The sequence below is a fragment of the Bacteroides sp. AM07-18 genome, from assembly GCF_003602695.1.
In the GTDB taxonomy this organism is placed as follows: Bacteria; Bacteroidota; Bacteroidia; order Bacteroidales; family Bacteroidaceae; genus Bacteroides; species Bacteroides uniformis.
Map to the genome: position 1 here is coordinate 26,108 of NZ_QTLM01000020.1, position 20,350 is coordinate 46,457.

General features: G+C 49.9%; 17 protein-coding genes. 10 read left to right on the forward strand and 7 right to left on the reverse strand.

Features of this window, described 5'->3' with window-relative positions:
- Positions 1-29: 29 nt before the first annotated feature.
- The gene (locus tag DW096_RS17595; protein ID WP_005825236.1) at positions 30-1,949 is read right to left on the reverse strand and encodes a tetratricopeptide repeat protein; all 1,920 of its coding nucleotides are present in this window, start codon (positions 1,947-1,949) and stop codon (positions 30-32) included.
- Between the two features lie 220 nt (positions 1,950-2,169).
- On the opposite strand from DW096_RS17595, the gene DW096_RS17600 reads away from it, so the two are divergent.
- Both DW096_RS17600 and DW096_RS17605 read left to right on the forward strand, forming a co-directional pair.
- Entirely contained in the window at positions 2,170-2,544 is a 375-nt protein-coding gene (locus DW096_RS17600) for a hypothetical protein (RefSeq protein ID WP_005833976.1), read from the forward strand.
- A gap of 33 nt (positions 2,545-2,577) precedes the next feature.
- Positions 2,578-2,970 carry a PH domain-containing protein gene (locus DW096_RS17605; RefSeq protein ID WP_005833977.1) on the forward strand — a complete coding sequence of 131 codons (393 nt, stop codon included), beginning with the start codon at positions 2,578-2,580 and terminating at the stop codon, positions 2,968-2,970.
- A 33-nt stretch (positions 2,971-3,003) separates the two neighbouring features.
- Here the strand turns inward: DW096_RS17605 and DW096_RS17610 are convergent, their stop codons facing one another.
- On the reverse strand, positions 3,004-3,609 hold the full coding sequence (locus DW096_RS17610) for a hypothetical protein (RefSeq protein WP_118931259.1): 606 nt from the start codon (positions 3,607-3,609) through the stop codon (positions 3,004-3,006).
- Positions 3,610-3,811: 202 nt separating this feature from the next.
- Between DW096_RS17610 and DW096_RS17615 the strand changes: the two genes are divergently transcribed.
- The gene (locus DW096_RS17615) at positions 3,812-4,558 is read left to right on the forward strand and encodes a LytTR family DNA-binding domain-containing protein (RefSeq protein ID WP_044468289.1); all 747 of its coding nucleotides are present in this window, start codon (positions 3,812-3,814) and stop codon (positions 4,556-4,558) included.
- A 153-nt stretch (positions 4,559-4,711) separates the two neighbouring features.
- On the opposite strand, the gene DW096_RS17620 is transcribed toward DW096_RS17615, so the two are convergent.
- Entirely contained in the window at positions 4,712-5,923 is a 1,212-nt protein-coding gene (locus DW096_RS17620; RefSeq protein WP_120028819.1) for a hypothetical protein, read from the reverse strand.
- On the reverse strand, positions 5,920-7,236 hold the full coding sequence (locus tag DW096_RS17625; protein ID WP_118931181.1) for a DUF4270 family protein: 1,317 nt from the start codon (positions 7,234-7,236) through the stop codon (positions 5,920-5,922). The genes DW096_RS17620 and DW096_RS17625 overlap by 4 nt, the downstream gene beginning before the upstream one ends.
- Before the next feature lie 242 nt (positions 7,237-7,478).
- On the opposite strand from DW096_RS17625, the gene DW096_RS17630 reads away from it, so the two are divergent.
- The gene (locus DW096_RS17630) at positions 7,479-8,558 is read left to right on the forward strand and encodes a kelch repeat-containing protein (RefSeq protein ID WP_005825248.1); all 1,080 of its coding nucleotides are present in this window, start codon (positions 7,479-7,481) and stop codon (positions 8,556-8,558) included.
- A gap of 25 nt (positions 8,559-8,583) precedes the next feature.
- On the forward strand, positions 8,584-8,916 hold the full coding sequence (locus DW096_RS17635) for a DUF4907 domain-containing protein (protein ID WP_005825250.1): 333 nt from the start codon (positions 8,584-8,586) through the stop codon (positions 8,914-8,916).
- Here DW096_RS17635 and DW096_RS17640 read toward each other — a convergent pair.
- Positions 8,913-9,860: a hypothetical protein gene (locus DW096_RS17640; RefSeq protein WP_035457628.1), complete on the reverse strand. Its 948-nt coding sequence runs from the start codon at positions 9,858-9,860 to the stop codon at positions 8,913-8,915. The two genes, DW096_RS17635 and DW096_RS17640, sit on opposite strands and share 4 nt — an antisense overlap.
- 189 nt (positions 9,861-10,049) lie before the next feature.
- On the opposite strand from DW096_RS17640, the gene lpdA reads away from it, so the two are divergent.
- Together lpdA and DW096_RS17650 are read left to right on the forward strand one after the other, a co-directional pair.
- The gene (gene lpdA / locus DW096_RS17645) at positions 10,050-11,408 is read left to right on the forward strand and encodes a dihydrolipoyl dehydrogenase (protein WP_118931180.1); all 1,359 of its coding nucleotides are present in this window, start codon (positions 10,050-10,052) and stop codon (positions 11,406-11,408) included.
- Between the two features lie 34 nt (positions 11,409-11,442).
- On the forward strand, positions 11,443-11,865 hold the full coding sequence (locus DW096_RS17650) for a DUF2007 domain-containing protein (protein ID WP_061412806.1): 423 nt from the start codon (positions 11,443-11,445) through the stop codon (positions 11,863-11,865).
- An 8-nt stretch (positions 11,866-11,873) separates the two neighbouring features.
- Here DW096_RS17650 and DW096_RS17655 read toward each other — a convergent pair whose 3' ends face one another.
- On the reverse strand, positions 11,874-13,145 hold the full coding sequence (locus DW096_RS17655) for a M1 family aminopeptidase (RefSeq protein ID WP_120028818.1): 1,272 nt from the start codon (positions 13,143-13,145) through the stop codon (positions 11,874-11,876).
- Positions 13,146-13,322: 177 nt separating this feature from the next.
- On the opposite strand from DW096_RS17655, the gene dacB reads away from it, so the two are divergent.
- The gene (dacB, locus tag DW096_RS17660; RefSeq protein WP_117719980.1) at positions 13,323-14,762 is read left to right on the forward strand and encodes a D-alanyl-D-alanine carboxypeptidase/D-alanyl-D-alanine-endopeptidase; all 1,440 of its coding nucleotides are present in this window, start codon (positions 13,323-13,325) and stop codon (positions 14,760-14,762) included.
- Between the two features lie 97 nt (positions 14,763-14,859).
- On the opposite strand, the gene DW096_RS17665 is transcribed toward dacB, so the two are convergent.
- Entirely contained in the window at positions 14,860-15,774 is a 915-nt protein-coding gene (locus DW096_RS17665; protein WP_117866684.1) for an AraC family transcriptional regulator, read from the reverse strand.
- 223 nt (positions 15,775-15,997) lie between these two features.
- On the opposite strand from DW096_RS17665, the gene DW096_RS17670 reads away from it, so the two are divergent.
- The gene (locus tag DW096_RS17670) at positions 15,998-17,104 is read left to right on the forward strand and encodes an efflux RND transporter periplasmic adaptor subunit (RefSeq protein WP_117866683.1); all 1,107 of its coding nucleotides are present in this window, start codon (positions 15,998-16,000) and stop codon (positions 17,102-17,104) included.
- 37 nt (positions 17,105-17,141) lie between these two features.
- On the forward strand, positions 17,142-20,321 hold the full coding sequence (locus tag DW096_RS17675; RefSeq protein ID WP_057281500.1) for an efflux RND transporter permease subunit: 3,180 nt from the start codon (positions 17,142-17,144) through the stop codon (positions 20,319-20,321).
- The last annotated feature ends 29 nt before the right edge of the window (positions 20,322-20,350 follow it).

The window sequence follows — 20,350 nt, forward strand, 5'->3', positions numbered from 1 at the left end:
AGCAAAATAAGCGGGCTTATTTTTATTTGTTATGTAAGGTATTGTTTCAATACTTCATCCAGGGATTTTTCTTTGGGCAATTCCATGTTCTTGCGCATGCGCGAACGGACTACGTTTACACTATTCCGGTTGATTCCCATGATAAGGGCTATTTCGTCGGTACTTTGGTTCATGCAGATGAGCATGGCCAGCAATTCTTCGTTGCGGGTCAGTTGAGGATAACTTTCACGGAGCTTGGGCAGATAAGAAGGATGTATGGTGGCAAACGACCGGCGGAATGTGTTCTCATCTTCCCTGCTGAGCAGGCTTTGCACGGTGAGCTGGCGAATGGAGTTGAGGTTATTGGTAGCCATGGCCCGTTCTATTTCTTCCGTCAGTTGTTCGTTGCGGCGGTTCAGGTCTTGCTGCCGGGTAATGAGGGTCTGTATTTCCCGTTTGTTGTTTTCTATAAGCTGGTGGTTGGCCTTCCTTCGGATGATGAAATAGGCTGTAGTGGTGATAAGTAGCAACAGTAATGTAATGGAGATGCAGATGTTGTAGAACAACTGCTGTTGCTGCCATTGCACTTGTGCCGAGAGCAGTTTGTTTTCTTTCTCTTTTTGGTTGGCATCAAACCGGATGTTGGCTGCTGCCACAGCACGTTTCTTTTCGTTATTGTCCAGAGAATCGGCAAACTGTCGGTTACGGATGTAGCAACGAGCAAAATCGTCGTTCATGCCTTTGGCCAGATAGTAATCCATTAATATCTCGTTGGCATCGCGGCCTTCCATGAACTTCATGTTGATGAGGTCTTGTGCAGCCCGGTCTATCAGGTGTATGCCGTTTTGCTCCTTCCCGGTTTGCAGTAAGGCCCGGCCTAGGTGGAGGTTGAGTTGGTATTTGGCCCATTGGGGCATCCGCACGGTATCGGGACAGATGCTAAGGGCAAGTTGCAGTGCTTTTTCCAAAGAGTCGGGATAGTCCAGATAACTGTTTACCGTTTCTACTTTGTTTACGAATACGCCCTTAAAGCTGTTTTGTATCATTGACAACTTTTCTCCCAGCCTGAGGTAGTGGAATACAGAGTCCTTTTGATTCATGTTACGAAAGATCTGGGCACGGTAGCGGTACAAGTCTCCCAGTCCGAAGCTGTCTTTCAGCATGGAGTAGTATTGGGCTTTTTTGTTCATTTCCAGGGCCTGGTCGTACATACCCAGTTCGGCGTAGAGATTAGCTTGTTCTCCGTAGGCAATCACTACATTTCCAGGTGCTATGCTGTCGTTGTAAGTGGCTATGGCTTCTTGGTTAGTGGCTATAGCTTTCTCGTATTCGCCACTGAGGTGGTAATAGATGCCCAACCGTGACATTATTCGCAGCATGTTCGGGAAGTTTCCACCTTTCCGGTAGACATCTATTGCTTTTTCCAAAATTTGGATAGCTTTGGGTAGATTGTTTCCGGAGTACATGTAGACACCGCTTATGATTTCTGCCTGCCGGATAAAGTCATTGGCACTGGTACAGACCGGTAACTGGAGGTAGTCTTCTGCCAGTCGGACAGCTTCCGGGTTATTGCCATACAGTTGGTTCAGTCCGGCCTTGAAGCTCAGCAGTTCGTGCGGGCAATGTTCGCGGATGAGGGGATGGTTCCCAATGCTGTCCATATAGTCGATGCCGTCTTTGTATTGTTTGGTGTTTATGTAATTGTTCCCGCAGGCATTAAATATCTTGCGGGCATAGTAAATCAGGGTATCTGTAGTTCCGTTTTTTTCTGCCGATTCCAGGATTTCGGGCAAGGTCTGTTTGGCAAGATCCAACGTTTGTCGCGCTTTGTTTTCGAGTAGTAAGGCATTGATTTGTTGAAGGACATTGTTCCAATGCCTCATTTCGTCTTGTTCCGAAGAGGTGGAGCGGTTGGTGCAGGCTACAGCTACGAGAATCAGAAGTAAAAATGAAAGTTTTTTGGCATTCATATTTTGTGGACTGTTTGTTTTGTAAGGCAAAGATATAATTTCTTAATTTAAAATTTACAACAATGGACTTGTTTTTTGTTTCTTGTTAATTATTTGATAATAAATATAATATGAAATTGTATATCAGATTGTATATCGTATTCTTATGGTTAGGTTGTGCATATTTTGCAAATTTGTATCAAAACGATTGTAAATATGTATAATGGTGAAATAAGATACAATGAAAACAAAGAAAACAGTGACACCTTTTAATATGCAGGAGATTGCCAGAGCTTTGCGCGAAATGATTTCGGAAGATTCTCCCAATGCTTCGGAGGCTTTGTTGTCCGGAACTCGTGAGGCTGTATTCCGTGAAATCTTTATTTTTCATTATCCTTCTTTTTTAGAGAAACTTTATCAGTCTATTCCGGAGGTGGATAAGGATGAAGAACTGATATGTATGCTGGTAGCTCTTGGACAGTCTGTAAAGGAGATTGCAGAACTGATTTATTTTTCGCCGGAACGGGTAGAATTGTTATGTGCTTCGGTCTGCCGCAAGCTGAATGTGACGGAAGTTCGAGAAATGGAGATACTAATGAAGAAGTTGTTATCATAAAAATACGTACCTTAGCGGCAAAAATCAGATAAAATGAATCGAATCTTTCATGCGCGCATTGCTATGGGGCAGTATCTGTTTCTCATCCTGATAGGTATTCTCGCCGTCTATATGCTTTGGTACAAGTCTCCGTTCCTGGCTGCTATTTTCATGCTTTGGCTGGTGGTTATTATCGAGAAGCTGATTCATACCACCTATACCGTAACGCCCGACGGGAAGTTGGTGCTGTCCTTCGGCCGTTTCTCCCGGAGTAAGGAAATTCTGATGAAAGACATCACTTCTGTGGAGCGTGCTTCTTCCATGCAGGTAGGGCGGTTTGCAGTGATGCGCTATGTGCTCGTGAAATATGGCGAGGGCAAGTGTGCAGTGCTTCTTCCCGTCAAGGAGGAGGAGTTTATCCGGTTACTGGAGGAACGGAGAGGGTGAGCAATAGGGTGTGCCCACGTATGCGATTCCGTTTTAATCTGCCGTTATCGGTTCCATGGTAATGTCTCCTGTGTAGCTTTCCGGAGTTGTTTGTATGAACTTTCCCTTTATCTGTTTTTCCGTTTTTGTATATTCACCTGCGAATGTCAGCGTATAGGTAGCTACAAGCTTGTTGTAGTGTAGTGTTCCTTTTATGATGAGCCGACAGTGAGGTTGTATGCTGATGGTGGAAGTACTGCTGTTTGGACCTTTGGCTTTTGTTGTTTCGCTGCCATATTTTATTGTTGTCCCGCTTAACGATAGTTCATCTCCAAACATGTAAGGGGCATTGACGAATATGTCTTCTTCCCCCATCCATGCAAATGCTCCGGGGTCGTTGCTTTGGAAGGTGGTTTCCTGCCATGTGTCTTCAAAGGGGGAGTTTGTGGTGGTAATACTGCTGTTCAAATTGTTTTCCATGATGAAGGGCAGGAGCTCTACATCATACGTACTGAATCCATCCCCTTCTTCAAAAGAGTATTGAATATCTTTGAACAGATATTTTTCAGCATCTTTAATTTCGTCTTTATCATAACAGCCGGTCGTGCAAACAATCAGCATGGCGGACAATACGAGGTGGAATAGTTTCTGTTGTTTCATAGCCTTTACTTTTTGTGGGGATGTACATGCAAAGATAAGTTTATTTTTTGAAACTGTTCATAATAAGCACTTTATTTTCCTGATAATATAGTCTTTCCGTAGAGGCAGATTGTTTTTGAATCATAAATAAAGCTTAATTTTAGCTCTTCTGTTTGCAGTTTTTTGGATGTGGCAGCGTCCATTATGTAAAAAAGAAACGGATATGAACTTGAATTGTGCCATTTTGCATGCGGACCCGGAGATTGCCGGAAGATTGGAAGAGTATATCGGCAAAGTTCCTTTTCTCTCTTTGCACGGAAAGTACGGCAATCCTCTTGAAGCGCTGAAGGATTATTATGAGACAAAAGTGGAAGTTTATTTTGTCGGCATCTATCCGGTGGAAGAAGGTGAAATCAACGGAATGGATTTTTGCAGGCTCTTGTCCTCGTCTACTCGTGTCATTTTCATTACAGACACCGACCGCTATGCTGCCGAATGTTTCCGTCTGGATGCGTTGGACTATCTGATGGACGGGCTCAATTTCTCCACGTTTTTCCAGTCTGTCAGCAAAGCGGCACGCTGGTTCTCTTTGCAGGATGCAGGTACGTCCGCCCCCAAGCAAAGGCAAGGTCCGGAAGAGGTTCCGAAGGTGATTTACATGCGGTGTGACAACCGCATCATGCGGCTCGACCTGGAACGGATAAACTATATAGAAGGTATGGGCGATTATGTGAAGATTTTCTGTAAAGATGCCCCTAAGCCTATCTTGAGCTTGTGTAGCATGAAGTATATGGAAGAAAAACTTCCGGCCGATGAATTTATCCGCGTGCACCGTTCTTTTATTGTCCGCATGGACTGCATCAGCGCCATCGGGCGCAGCACACTGCTCATCGAGCAGAAGGATGTCCCCATTGGCGATGCTTACCGCGAAAGGGTGAAAGGGTATGTGTCCAGGCTGGCAGTGTTGTAATACCCTGTTTTCAGATACTATATACTTTGTTTGTTGGATCTATAGTTCCAGCGTGCTGCATCTATATATGCAACGCGTTGCATATATAGATCCAACAAATGATAATCATTCGGTGTAAAATCCGTGTAATCTGTGGTGAACCGGAACCTTGTATTACTTTAGTTTTGCTCTCGAAATCCTTTCCCCGAACGTCAAGTTCAGATTCAGACTGAACCGGCTTTCCTGCATCAGATTGCTGCGTGAGTTCAGTTGTTTCCGCCACGTGGCGCCCAGCGAGAGATAGGAGTACCGGATGGGGAAGCTCGCCCCTACGCTGGCTTCCAGATACTGCATCTTCCCGCCTTTCAGATTGATATAGGAGTTGCCGAAACCTATTCCGCCCATCAGCTCGGTGGAACGTGCCAGACGTGGCTTGGTAATGTAGCTGCCTCCCAGGTTCACTTTGTGCTGGTTCTCGTATTTCATGGAAGTGTAGGAGGAGGAGTTGCGGCTCCAGTCCAGGTAGTTGTAGTCGGCGGTCAGCACCCAGCGTTCGGTGGTTATGCTGAGGCCGGTGCCGAGGTGCATGGGCAGATATTGTGTACGGCTGTGGTATCCTTTATCGAGGTTCTCGCTGGTAGATGAGTTGCTGTAAGTCAGTGTATTGTCGTGGCTGATGGGAAGGGAGGGAGCAAATACCAGCCCTGCCGCCCACTTCCGTTGTCCGGTCGCACCCCATTCGTAATGTATGCCGAAGTCCGCATAAAAGGTCCGTTTAGAAGATTCGTACTTTACGACGGCGCTTTCCTGCGTTTCGCTTTGCGTCACTGTGCCCGCTATCATCCCCAGGTTGATGCCGACCGACAGTTGCCTGCTCAGTGCAAAGGCATTGGTGACGTAGCACCGGTATAGTCCGCCCGTACCCTCAAAGAGCGAGTAGGTGTAGTTGCCGGGCATTCCCTCTATCTCTTCTTCGGTCTGGATGACATAGCCCACACTGCTGTATGGTGCTGCACCTACAAGGGCATACCAGCGCGGCAGGACACGGAAGCTCATGCTGATGCGGTTGGGGTTGCCGGTGAAGTTGGAGCTGTGTTCGCTCAGAAAGGAGTAGCGGGCATATGAGGCAGATGCACCCACATCGAACGTGAAGCAGGCGGTGTCCATGCGGGTGATGGCTGCGGGGTTCAGCGTGTTCAGAAATCCGGTACGGTTCAGGGCGATGCCCGTGTTGCCCATGCCGGCATAACGTCCGCCGTCACCGGCACTCAGTTCGCCCACTCCGTACATGGAGGTGGGCAGGTTGGTGGTGTTCTGGGCCACGGCAGTGAGGCTTGCCGTACACAGACTGCACAGCAGAAGGGGAATCCGGTAATGGCGTTTCATTGCTCGTTGTATATTTTGAATCTTACGTCTAATCTGCATTGTCTCTCTTGTTCGGGGTCGTTGGTGAAGATGACCTGGTTGAAGGTGGTGGTGCTTTCTTCGTCTGTCAGACTCATCAGCAGTTTCTGCCGCTTGATGCCCGAAGTGCCGTAGTTGTTGCGGATGAATTCGGTGAGGTCGAAGGAGTAGTAGGTCTCTTTCCCGTACATCTCGTCGATGGTCAGGTCGCCGGTCTGTACGGTTACGCCGTCACTGCCGTATACGTAGTCCTCCAGCACATTGTTCTCGTCCGTGATATAAAGGCGGATGTCATTGGGAAGCTGGCTCACTTCGTTGTAGCTCCGGGCCAGAGGATAGAGGTAGAGTGTGGCGCTCTCTATGGAGACTATCTGTCCGGCACTTCCGAGGCTGTTGAGGTAGGGGAATTCCAGTTGGTTGTAGTAACCCGTCAATCCCTGCATATAGGCCAGGCAACCCATGTCGCTGGAGTGGACGAGGTTCTCTATTCCGCTTTTCAGGGAAGCAAGGTGGGTGCCGGTGGGGTCGTGCCGGATACCGGTATAGGCATAGTCGGTGTTTACGTTGAAAGTCAGCACTTGTCCGGTCCGCTGGTTGGAGACTTCCTGATAGTGGAGGTTGATGCTCATGGCAGAATCATTCACCATGAATCCGGTGATACACTGCCCGTCGTTTTCGGGAACAAAGACCAGTCCGGGGAATTTCTTCTTGAACTTGTCTTGGGTATCGAAGTAGTCGTCCTGGGCCACGAGGTCATTCAGCAGTTGTTGTCCCCATGAGTCGGGCAGGCGGACGCTTACTTCCTTCTTCCGCCCCGGGCAGGGGGTGAAGGTAAAGCTGAAGAGTGGGGCATCTTCCGTCGGGAGTACGGTGCTGTTGTAAAGGTCCTCGTCGTTGTCCAGCACGATAGGGTTTTTCAGCCGGTAGATGGAGATGCGCTGTTGCGTCAGGGTATCTCCCCAGAAATGGCCCGAAGGTATCATTCGCAGTACGAGGGAGTCGAGGGTATAGGTATAGTCTGTGTTGGGGGTGAAGTCGGACGTGGAGTATTCGGCATAGTAGGTGGCGGATACTTCTCCCCAGGCGCTGCTCCGGTAATGTCCTAGCTGGCAGATGCTGTCGCCCCGGGTCTCTATGGAGTCTAGCAGGATGGTGCTGATGTCTACCGAGCAGGTGTCTGCGTATACATTATAGAAGGAGCTTTCCACGAGGCTCTTTCCAAGCTGCGAGTTCTCGTCCTGGCAGGCGCAGAAGATAGCGAGGACTGCGAATAAGCTGTACAATGACTTCTTCATTTCTGTTCTTTTAGTTGGCGGCAAAGGAAAGGCAAAACTTTTATATCTTCCTACAAAAATCGGCGTTCGGACGGTTTTTATCGGTAAAGGCGTTTAACGGGAATTTCGGACTGTTCGTCGGTTATTTTTGTCGGTGTGGTTGCGGTGGTTTACTTTTGCGAACAGACAAAAAGGACCTCCCGCAGCTTCTTGTTTTGGAAAGTGGGAAGTATAAAGCTTAATCATTAAAAAAACAATAAACAATGAACAGACTATTGGTAGGAATAATGTTGCTGGCCATCGTGTGCATTGCCGGCAGTTGTACGGACGAGGATGAATACACTCAGGGGCAGTGGATGAAGAAAGCCAGCTATAACGGTGTGTACCGCGCTTATGCCTCCGGCTTCACCATCGGCAATTATGGATATTTGTGTGGCGGCTTCTACGGAGCGAACAAGGATTACCTGAACGACCTTTGGGAGTATGACATGAGCCGGAACAGCTGGACGCAGTGTGCCGACATGCCCGTTGCCGGGCGCAAGGCTGCCGTGGGCTTTGCCGTGAATGGCAAGGGATACATTACGACCGGTTCCGTGAAGGACGGCTCCTCGTCCTACTGTGTAGCAGATACCTGGGAGTATGACCCTGCCACGGATACCTGGACACGGAAAGACGACTTCAAAGGCGGAGTACGCGACGGTGCCCTGGCTTTCAGTATAGGCGGATATGGCTATGTCGGTACGGGCTGCAACAGCGACGCTACCGGCAGCGAGAGTGCCTACAAGATGGACTTCTACCGTTTCAACCCCAATGGCGCCGAAGGTTCGCAATGGGAAGCGGTGAGCGGGTATGGAGGCGAGAAGCGCTACTTCGGTACGGCATTCGTCATCGATGAGGTGGCCTACATCTGTTGCGGGCGAAACAACAGTACCGATCTGGTGGATTTCTGGAAGTTCGACGGAAGCAACTGGACCCAGTTGCGTGACATTGCCGATACGGACTCCGACAATGACTATGACGATGACTACGCCATCACACGGTCCGAAGCCGTATCCTTCGTCATCGGTGGAAGGGGATTTGTGGCTACGGGAATACGTAACAGCACTTCCCTGAGCAGCGACTACTGGCTGTACGACCCTGACAAAGACTTATGGTACGGCGATTCCGACGACGACTTTACTCCCATTACAGATGTACATAATTATCCTTCCGGTGCTTCTTCGCGCAGGGCTGCCGTTGGTTTCTCTACCGGCGAACGTGGTTTCGTGCTGACGGGAACAAGTGGTACCAGCTACTTTGATGATGTGTACGAACTTCTACCCGATGAGGAAGAGGAAGTCTGATTCGCCCCATAACTGAACGGAACTTATGAAGCTGATGTTTATTATGATAAAGATAGGTGTACCGGCTGTGATGGCGGTATGCCTTTCTTGCTGTTCGGGTCATACTGCCGGCGGTGGCAATGAGTTGAAATGCCGGGTGATGGAGGTGGAAGGCGGTTACGGCTACGTGGTGCTGCATGGAGCCGATACCCTGATATATCAACCTTTTATACCTGCTTTGAGCGGTCGCCTGCCATTTGCAACAAAGGTGGAAGCGCTGGCGGCCGGTCGGTTGGTATGCCGCAAGCTTGCCGATGGGCAAGCTCCGGCATTGAGCAGGGAGGAGGTGGAGTCTTGTCTGACAGACACCGGACTCTAATCTTCTAAAGAATCCTTTACTTCGTGATGTATTTCCGAGCAGTCATAAGGGTATCTCTGCATGAATTTACCCTTGAGTACCTTCTTTGTATCGCTACCGGGACGTGAAAGAGTGGCGGTGAATGTCACTTGAAGCCGTTTGTAGTAGATGGTTGAAGTGTATATGTTCCATTTCATACCTACTATGTCTACTTCAAAATGTTTATATCTCAGTTCGTCTTCTTTGTAATACTTGCCTTGGTTGATGAAGAATAACAGTTGTTGTCCCATGATTATTTTTCCGTCTTCTATGTGGTTGGGCAGATAGATGCTACGTTTCTCCGGGTCTATGCTTTTGAAGGTTTCATCAGAGTGCCCATCGGGTATGAATGCGTATTCTGTCCATTTATTGATGAATGGATAGTAGTCATGCTTGTCGGTTGTGTTTCCCAGATTTTCATTTTTATAGGTACTCTTATCAGGTCCTGTTCCGGCTTCTTTCACTCCGTCACCTTCTTCCACGCTGTATTCGATGGACTCTATCTGATAGAAGTTAGTGCACGGTTCTTGGTGTATGATGATTTGTTCCTTGTAGAGTCCCGTTTTCATCTCAAGGTTGATGATGAGGCTACGGGATTCACCTAAGTCAAAGTTGTCTTTAAAGTGCAGGATGAGATGGCTGTCGGTGTCCCGTTCCAAGTCCCACCATTTATAATGCAGGCTTCCCGTACCTTCCAGTTGTGGGAGCTTGTTGCCATCCATCATGAGGTCTCCCCATGGGGTGGTGATGGAGGTTATGCGCCAGTCGCCGCGTGTTAGGTCTATCTGCAGGGTAGAGGCTTCGCCCTTCACGGTAGTTTCCTGAAAGGGCGAGAGGCGGATTTCATCGCTATCATTGCAAGCCGTCAAGCCGCAAAGAAAAAGAGCGAACAGAAGGATGGGTTGGAATAAGTCAGTCGTTTTCATGTTGGTTATTATTTGATTTATGTCCATTGGACGTGGCATTCTTTGTAAATGCTGCCCGACAAAGATAATTATTTCCTCTTTACGCTGTATTCTCCGAAAGAAAGAAGTGTTCTTTTTTGTCGGATAATACGGGTTTTATTAACTTGCGCACAAATTATCGCTAATCATTAACCACTAACCATTAATTCCATGAAATACCAAGTTGCCATTATCGGTGGAGGTCCTGCGGGATATACTGCTGCCGAAGCTGCCGGAAAAGTAGGATTGAGTGTCGTACTATTTGAGAAGCAGAGTCTCGGTGGAGTGTGCCTGAATGAAGGGTGTATCCCTACCAAGACCTTGTTGTATTCGGCCAAGACCTATGACGGAGCCCGCCATGCTTCGAAGTATGCGGTCAGTGTGCCCGAAGTATCGTTTGATTTGCCCAAGATTATTGCCCGCAAGCAGAAGGTAGTACGCAAGCTGGTATTGGGAATCAAAGGAAAGCTGACTGCCCATGGTGTGACGATTGTCAGCGGAGAGGCCACAGTGACGGACAAGAATCATGTGGAGTGCGGCGGAGAAACCTACGAATGCGATAACCTGCTGCTCTGCACCGGTTCCGAAACCTTTGTCCCTGCCATTCCCGGCATAGACAAGGTGCCTTACTGGACCCATCGTGATGCACTGGATAACAAGGAACTGCCCGCTTCGCTTGCCATCATCGGCGGCGGTGTCATCGGTATGGAGTTCGCTTCTTTCTTCAACAGCCTGGGAGTGCAGGTAACCGTCGTCGAGATGCTGGACGAGATACTGGGAGGCGGTATGGACCGAGAGCTGGCGGGTATGCTCCGTGCAGAGTACGCCAAGCGGGGAATCAAGTTCATGCTGAGTGCAAAAGTAGTGTCTGTCATGCCGGATACTGCCGAAGCTTCTTCCCTTATCCAGGTGAATTATGAAACAGCCGACGGTCCCGGTTCCGTCGTTGCCGAACGGCTTCTGATGAGTGTCGGGCGCCGTCCGGTAATGAAAGGCTTCGGATTGGAGAATCTGGGCTTGGAAAGAACGGAGCGCGGAAATGTCTTTGTCAACGGACAGATGCAGACTTCAGTTCCCGGAGTATATGCTTGCGGCGACTTGACGGGATATTCCTTGCTGGCGCATACAGCCGTCCGCGAGGCGGAAGTAGCCATACATTCCATCATTGGCCGGAAGGACACTATGAGTTATCGTGCCATCCCCGGCGTGGTGTATACCAATCCCGAAATAGCCGGTGTGGGCGAGACAGAAGAATCCCTGCAGAAGAGAGGCATTGCCTATCGTACCGTGAAGCTGCCGATGGCCTATAGTGGCCGTTTCGTCACCGAGAACGAAGGTGTGAACGGTGTCTGCAAGTTACTGTTGGGTGGCGACGATACCGTATTGGGGGCACATGTTTTGGGTAATCCCGCTTCGGAAATCATTACGTTGGCAGGCATGGCCATCGAGCTGAAACTTACTGCCGATGAATGGAAGAAGATTGTCTTTCCGCACCCCACGGTGGGAGAGATATTCAAGGAGGCATTGTAGACCCCATGACTATTGTTTCATATAAACATAAAAGATGAAAACCGTAAAGCTAATCACCTGTGACGATGCCTTCCAGGCACACGTCATTCAGGGTGCCTTGGAGAATGAGGGCATTGCGTCTGTTTTGCATAATGAAAACATGTCTTCCGTGATGCGCGGATATGTCCGTGATGTCACGGGAGTGGATATATTTGTCTATGAGGACGAATATGACAATGCCCTCCGTCTGCTTGAACGGAACCAGATGATTCCGGAACAGTTGAGGTACTGCCCCCATTGCGGTTCGGATGAGATTAAGTTTGTGCTGAAGAAGAGCCATCGGGTGCGTGCTGTGGTGGCTGCTGTTATTGCGGCATTGTCGGCCGCACCTCCGGGCACTGAGCATTGGGAGTATGTATGCAGGAAGTGCGGCACTCATTTTGAGAAGCCGGTGGCGAAAGGAACAGTTGAAGAATAATCAGGTGTTTATTCTTTTAACCGCTTTTCAATCCAGTCCCGGTTTTTACGTCCCAATCGGCTTTCCGCAAAATCCAGGAAAGCCGATGTGTCTGTTATATGGGCTTGGATGACACCTGCCAGAAAGTTGAAGAAAGGTTCTTCACCCACCCGGACAAGCAGGTCGGCGAGTAGTACTGACCCTTTCCTATAGAGGGCAAGATGCGCTTCGCGGTCGTTGCGGTCAATACCCCAGATAGGACGGATATGGCGTGTTTCCTTACGGTAGGCGTCGATGTAAGCGGCATAGGCTTTTTCGCCGCGGGCGTGGCGTATGTATTGCAAAGCACTGAATTCGGCAAAAGATTCGTTCAGCCAGTCGTGCCAAGATTCCACCGGAGCCTTGTTCCACCAGAAGTGGCCGATTTCGTGGGCGGTGTTCTTGAGTACATATTCATTGAATGTTCGGGAACTGAGCATAATGAAATTTTTACGGCTGTACCCTCCTGAGGTGCCGGAAGCTGAAAGCAGGAATTTCATGTAAATATCCTCATCTCCCGCAATTTTATAAAGGCGTCGGAAGAATTTCAAGGCATTGTAGCAACATTGAAGTGCCGAGTCTGCACCGGCATCCGGGAAGTCTGTATAGATAAGTTCAATGGTAGTTCCGTTATCATTGATGCGGCGGCTTTTCAGCATGGGTGAAGCCAGGATAACATTGTCGAAATTCTCCCAAGGTTGCTCCATTTCCCACATCCCTTCTTCTGTATGGGAAATAATACCTGAGCCGCTCACCGTATAACCGTCAGTGATGCCGATTCGTAAGTGCGAATAATCTGCCCGGTTACCGTTGCAGACAGGATACCATCCCGTATAGTAACCAAGTTCAATCCAATGGTCATTGAATGATTTTGCAGGGCCCTGCACTTCCTGCATGTAGAGTGTGTAACGGGTATTTATGCGGCAGCGGTCATCGGCTCCTGCCGGCCGGTAGAGGGTCAAGGTCCGTCCGTCGGGAATGAATTGGGCAGGTGCTGGGGCAAGCGTATCGAAACGGTAGGTTATCTCCCGGCTGCTGTGGCGTAGTGTGTCGATACGGGCATGGCGCCATAGTACCAACGAGATTGAGTCACTGTCATGGAAATCGACTTCAAACGAACCGCCAACTTCGACTTGTCGGTTCGGTACATCAATCTGTACGGTTAAGTCATAACTGACAATGCGCGGAGATTCTTGTGCCCGAAGCATGGGGGAGAAAAGGAGGCATATTGTAAAGCTGGCAATTGTAAGTTGTAGTTTCATGGTACATCAATTTTAGAGTGATAGTAACTGGGAGATTTTGCCTATGCAATCTATGCAAAAGTAGTATTTTTAAAGGAATATTAAGATGGATGGCTGGATATAATTTATGAAAAGACTACCTCGTTGTTGTTCATTTGTAAGATTGTCGTACTTTTGCCTTTAAAGATAAATATATTTATGAAAAGGATATTGTTGCTGTTAATTTTATCCGTCTGCCTGCTCCCATTATGGCCCCAAGAGACGGTAACTCCGGTGAAGCCGCTCTCTGCGCGGATTGATGCGTTGATAGAACACAAACTTCCCGCAGGCTCTAATGTGGCCATTTCGGTCTATGACCTGACTGCCGGAAAGCCCTTGTACGGCTATCAGGCGGACAAGCTTTCCCGTCCCGCTTCCACCATGAAGCTGCTGACCACCATTACCGCCCTTTCCCGTCCCGAAGCCGACGAGCCGTTCCGTACGGAAGTGTGGTATCAGGGAACCATTGAGCGCGATACCTTGCAGGGGGATATGTATGTGATAGGCGGTTACGACCCGGAGTTTGATGAAGAGGCATTGGATTCCCTGGTGGCTACCGTGGCCCGTTTCCCCTTCTCTGTCATCAAAGGCAAGGTGTATGGAGATGTCTCCATGAAAGACTCCTTGTACTGGGGCAGCGGCTGGTTGTGGGATGATACTCCCTATTCCTTCCAGCCCTACCTCTCACCGCTGATGCTGAATAAAGGAGTGGTGAAGGTTACCGCCACACCCGGCGAACGGGGCGACAGCGCACGCCTTGAATGCACTCCCGCCTCTTCCTATTATACACTGACGAACAAGACCCAAAGCCGTACCCCTTCTGCCGGACGTTTCCGTGTGTCGCGCGACTGGCTGGTGAACGGGAACAACATCACCGTGACGGGCAACGTCGATGCCCGCCGTGCAGGTACGGTCAATATATTTTCTTCGCAGGACTTCTTCATGCATACCTTTATGGAACGGTTGCAGGCACGGGGCATCCGGTGCATTCCGGCGGTAGATGCGGAAGTCTCTTACCTCTTCGGCGAGTTCAGGCAAGACAGCCTCTCCGTACGGATGGCTTCCTACGAAACTTCCGTGCAGGATGTGGTGAAACAGATAATGAAGGAGAGCGATAATCTCAATGCCGAAGCCATGCTCTGCCGGTTGGGTGTGCAGAGCAGCGGAAAGAAGCGTGTCTCTGCCGAGGACGGGCTTTCTGCCATCCGCATGCTGATAAAAGAGATGGGATATAACCCCGATAGGTATAATCTGGCAGATGGTTGCGGTCTTTCCAATTACAACTACATTTCACCGGAACTCTTGGTTTCTTTCCTGCGATATGCCTACTCGCGTACGGATGTTTTCCAGAAACTTTATAAGGCTTTGCCCATTGGCGGCGTGGACGGTACACTGGAGTTCCGCATGAAGAAAGGCACCCTTTCCCACAGAAATGTACATGCCAAGACGGGTTCCTTTACCGCCATCAACTGCCTGGCCGGCTACCTTAAAGCCCGCAACGGACACGAGATAGCCTTTGCCATCATGAACCAGAATGCACTGTCGGGCAGGGAAGCACGCGCTTTCCAGGATGCGGTGTGTGATGAAGTGATACGTTGAGGTTTAGCCATCGTAAAGTTGACCTTTAGCGTCGTAAAGTTAAGGTTTAGCTTCCTGATGCAGACCTTTACGGAGTGAGCCCCAAGAGTAGGGGAAATCATTCCTCCTTCGTATTGCGGTAGCGTGCCGGAGACATACCCAGATAAGACTTCACATACTTCCCGAAGAAAGACTGGTTGGGGAAATTAAATTCTTCTGCAATCTCCTTGATGGACTTGTCCGAATGCTTCAGTCGGTACTTGATGTGCTCGATGGCACTTTCGTTAATCAAGTCAAGCGGTGTACGTCCGCACGCTTGTTTGATAACCTTCGAAAAGTGTTTGGGGCTGTAGCAGAGTGCATCGGCGTAATATCCCACGGAGCGGTGTATGCCGTTGTCTTTGGACAACATCTCTATGAACTTACGCAGGATATAGTCGGACTGTTTGATGCTTTCTTTTGTATTGACTGTCATTTCGGAAGGATTCATTTCCTTGTTGAGACGACCCAGCATTTCACAGAAAATGGCCGAGAACAGGTATTGTATCACTTCCTTGTGGTAGTGATGAGGCTCGTCGTTTATCTTTGCCATAAGTAGGTCCCGGTAGAATCCGAAGATTTTGTGGCTCTCATCTTGCCCGACAGACTTTATAGGATTGTTGTGGATATGCATAACGGTGTTCCATGTGTCTTTCTCCATCTTGACTACACGTTGCAGGAACTGTGTGGAGAATGCCGCAAGCCTTATCTTATGCTTCGGGCTTACCATTGCATGGCTGATAGTGGTGTTGGGAAGTCCGAGCAGCAGGTCGCCCGCTTCCAGTTGGTAAGTTTTGTAGTTGACGTCCAGTTGGATGCATCCTTCCAGACAGACGGCAATGAGGAAGCATCCCAACCTTATTGTGTCATCACTGTTGTAAGGACCTCCCTCCAGGCTGTTGATTATGACGAAGTCATTGTCTACATAGTCAAGTACATGTTCGTTGTTCTTGAAGTCTGCAATTCCTACGGTTTTTATGTTCTCTTTTTCCATATTCTTCTTTTTTGCGCTTTGCAAAGTTGGCGAATAATGGGAAATATGGAATGTTCCATTATGCGGCTTTCTTGTTCTATATGTCATTTATATACAATTAATTAGACTTAAAAGAGATGAATGGCGAAAAAGGGACATACTTGGAGCATAATTGGTCACTATGGCGTTGTTCCTTTCTCCTACTTTTGCCATCGGTTTTAACAAAAAGACAATGAGAAAAAGTATGATTACATTAAACAGAAAATGGATACGGCTGATAGGGATTGTCGGTTGTACAATGTGTTTGGCATCTTGCAAGCAGGCAACGGATGCTTCCGGAATGAAACCTTCTTACGCTACCATGAAAGTGGAGGCGACGGACAAAGAGCTTTCCACTTCGTACTCGGCAACGATACGCGGACGGCAGGACATCGACATCTATCCGCAAGTGTCGGGCACCATCGAGAAGCTGTGTGTGACCGAGGGGCAGAAGGTGCGCCGCGGACAGTTGCTTTTCATTATCGACCAAGTGCCCTACAAGGCTGCCCTCAAAACGGCCGTGGCCAATGTGGAGGCTGCACGTGCTACACTGGCTACTGCTGCACTGACTTACAACAGCAACAAGGAACTGTATGCGCAGAAAGTGGTTTCGGAATTCAGTCTGAAGACTGCCGAGAACGCCTACCTTACCGCCAAGGCACAGCTCTCGCAGGCCGAAGCCCAGGAGATAAGCGCGCGCAACAACCTTTCTTATACGGAAGTGAAAAGTCCCAGCGACGGAGTGGTGGGAGCACTGCCCTACCGTGTGGGCGCATTGGTAAGCGCCAGTCTGCCGCAGCCGTTGACAACGGTCAGTGACAACAGCGACATGTACGTTTACTTTTCCATGACCGAAAACCAGTTGCTTGCCCTGACCCGCCAATACGGAAGCATGGACGAGGCATTGAAGAACATGCCTCAAGCGGAACTGAGATTGAACGACAATTCCGTCTATGACAAGAAAGGAACCATCGAGTCCATCAGTGGCGTCATCGACCGTCAGACGGGTACGGTAGTGGCACGTGTGGTATTTCCCAATGAATCGCGCCTGCTCCACAGTGGGGCGTCGGGCACGGTGGTGGTGCCTACCACTTATAAGAACTGTATTGTGATTCCGCAAGAGGCCACCGTGCAGTTGCAGGACAAGACGGTGGTATATAAGGTAGTGGATGGCAAAGCCGTTTCCGCCTTGATTACCGTGGCCGGAATAAATGACGGACGCGAATACGTAGTGCTGGACGGACTGGAAGTCGGCGACGAGATTGTATCCACCGGTGCCGGACTGCTGCGCGAAGGGACGCAAGTGAAATGATGAACTGCTATTTATCAACTATCAATGACCCATTAAGATGAAAGGAAATATATTTATAAAGCGGCCGGTGATGGCTATCTCCATCTCCGTACTGATTCTGGTGATAGGGCTTATCTCGCTCTTTACGCTGCCGGTGGAACAGTATCCTGATATTGCACCTCCCACGGTGTACGTCAGCGCCAACTACACCGGTGCCGATGCCGAAGCCGTACTGAACAGTGTCATCATGCCGTTGGAAGAGAGTATCAACGGTGTGGAGAACATGATGTACATCAGCTCTACCGCCACCAATGCCGGTTCTGCCACCATACAGGTCTACTTCAAGCAGGGCACGGACCCCGACATGGCTGCGGTGAACGTACAGAACCGCGTATCCAAAGCGCAGGGACTGCTGCCTGCCGAAGTAACGAAAATCGGTGTGACTACCCAGAAGCGACAGACCAGCTTCCTGCAAATCGGTGCTTTGGTAAGCACCGACGGACGCTACGACCAGACCTTCCTTGCCAATTACCTCGACATCAACGTGATTCCGCAAATCAAGCGTATCGAGGGTGTGGGTGATGTAATGGAGCTGGGCGATACTTACAGTATGCGTATCTGGCTGAAACCGGAACGGATGGCGCAGTATGGACTGGTTCCCTCGGATGTGACTGCCGTATTGGGCGAGCAGAACATCGAAGCGCCCACCGGTTCGCTGGGCGAAAATTCAAAGAACGTATTCCAGTTTACGATGAAATATCGCGGACGCCTGAAGAGTGTGGAGGAATTCCAGAACACGGTGGTCCGTTCGCAGAGCGACGGTTCCGTGCTCCGTCTGAAGGACGTGGCGGATGTGGCGTTGGGCACGCTGACTTACAGTTTCCGCAGTGAGATGGACAGCAAGCCGGCTGTACTTTTCATGATGTTCCAGACGGCAGGCTCCAACGCAACCGCCGTCAACAAGCAGATTACCGCACAGATAGACGAGATGAGGAAGAGCTTGCCCGAAGGGACGGAGTTTGTGACGATGATGAGCTCCAACGACTTCCTCTTCGCTTCCATACACAATGTGGTGGAGACGCTGGTCATTGCCATTATCCTGGTGATTCTGGTAGTGTACTTCTTCTTGCAGGACCTCAAGAGTACGCTTATACCGTCCATCTCCATCATCGTGTCGCTGGTCGGTACGTTTGCCTGCCTGGTGGCTGCGGGGTTCAGTCTCAACATCCTGACGCTGTTTGCGCTGGTGCTTGCCATCGGTACGGTGGTGGACGATGCCATCGTGGTGGTGGAGGCTGTGCAGTCTAAGTTCGACGCCGGATATAAGTCTCCCTACCTTGCCACGAAGGATGCGATGGGCGATGTGACGATGGCTATCATCTCTTGTACCTGCGTGTTCATGGCGGTGTTTATCCCCGTGACGTTTATGGGCGGTACTTCGGGTGTGTTCTATACGCAGTTCGGCATTACGATGGCAACGGCAGTGGGCATCTCCATGATTTCGGCATTGACGCTTTGCCCCGCCTTGTGCGCCATCATGATGCGCCCGTCGGACGGTACGAAGAGTGCGAAGAGCATCAACGGACGGGTACGTGCGGCATACAATGCTTCGTTCAACGCCGTGCTGGGCAAGTATAAGAAAGGTGTCATGTTCTTCATCCGCCACCGTTGGATGGTATGGACTTCATTGGTAGCCGCCATCGTGCTGCTGGTCTACCTGATGAGTACCACCAAGACGGGGCTTGTGCCGCAGGAGGACCAGGGTGTCATCATGGTGAACGTCAGCACCTCGCCGGGCAGCACACTGGAAGAAACCACGAAGGTGATGGACAAGCTGGAGGACATTTTGAAACATACCCCTGAGATAGAGCACTATTCTAAGGTGGCAGGCTACGGGCTGATGTCCGGCCAGGGAACTTCCTACGGTACCATCATCATCCGTCTGAAGGACTGGAGTGAGCGAAAGGGAAGCGAACACACGTCCGATGCTGTGGTGGCACGCCTCAATGCCCAGTTCTACGGTGTGAAGGAGGCACAGATATTCAGCTTCCAGCCGGGTATGATTCCGGGCTACGGTATGGGTAACTCCCTTGAGCTGAACCTGCAGGACAGGACGGGCGGTGACAGAACGGTGTTCTACGAGTCGGTGATGCAGTTCTTGGGTGCCTTGAACCAGCGGCCCGAAGTGGCGATGGCGTATACCTCTTATGCCATGAACTTCCCGCAGGTATCGGTAGATGTGGATGCGGCCAAGTGCAAGCGTGCAGGCATCTCGCCGAGTGCGGTGCTCGATGCGTTGGGCAGTTATTGCGGTGGAGCTTATATCTCCAACTACAACCAGTTCGGTAAGGTGTACCGCGTCATGATGCAGGCATCGCCCGAATATCGTCTGGACGAGCAGGCGTTGAGCAATATGTTTGTACGCAACGGTGCGGAGATGGCTCCGGTCAGTCAGTTTGTGACATTGAACCGGGTGCTTGGTCCGGAGACGGCCAACCGCTTCAATCTGTATAGTGCCATCTCTGCCAACGTGAATCCGGCAGAAGGATATTCCTCCGGCGAAGTGCAGAAAGTGATTGAGGAAGTGGCGGAACAGACATTGCCGTTGGGCTACGGTTACGAGTACGGTGGCATGGCACGCGAGGAAGCCAGCACCGGTGGTGCGCAGACGGTCTTTATCTATGCCGTGTGTATCTTCCTCATCTATCTCATTCTGGCATGTCTCTACGAGAGCTTCCTGGTGCCGTTTGCGGTCATCTTCTCCGTACCGTTCGGGCTGATGGGTTCGTTCCTCTTTGCCAAAGTACTGGGATTGGAAAACAACATCTATCTGCAGACGGGTGTGATTATGTTGATTGGTCTGCTTGCCAAGACAGCCATTCTGATTACGGAGTATGCCATCGAGCGCCGCCGCAAGGGAATGGGCATTGTGGAATCGGCTTACTCGGCTGCCCAGGTCCGCCTGCGTCCTATCCTGATGACGGTACTGACGATGATATTCGGTATGCTTCCATTGATGTTCTCCAGCGGTGCGGGCGCCAACGGCAACTCTTCGCTGGGTACGGGTGTAGTAGGCGGTATGCTTGTAGGAACATTGGCATTGCTTTTCGTCGTTCCGGTGTTCTACATCATTTTCGAGTATCTGCAGGAGAAAATCCGTCCGCCGATGGAGGAGGAAGCCGATGTGCAGGTATTGCTCGAAAAGCAGAAAAGTGAGGCCGAACGGGCGAAGAATTGAGTTTATGCAGAGGAAACGGAATATAAAAA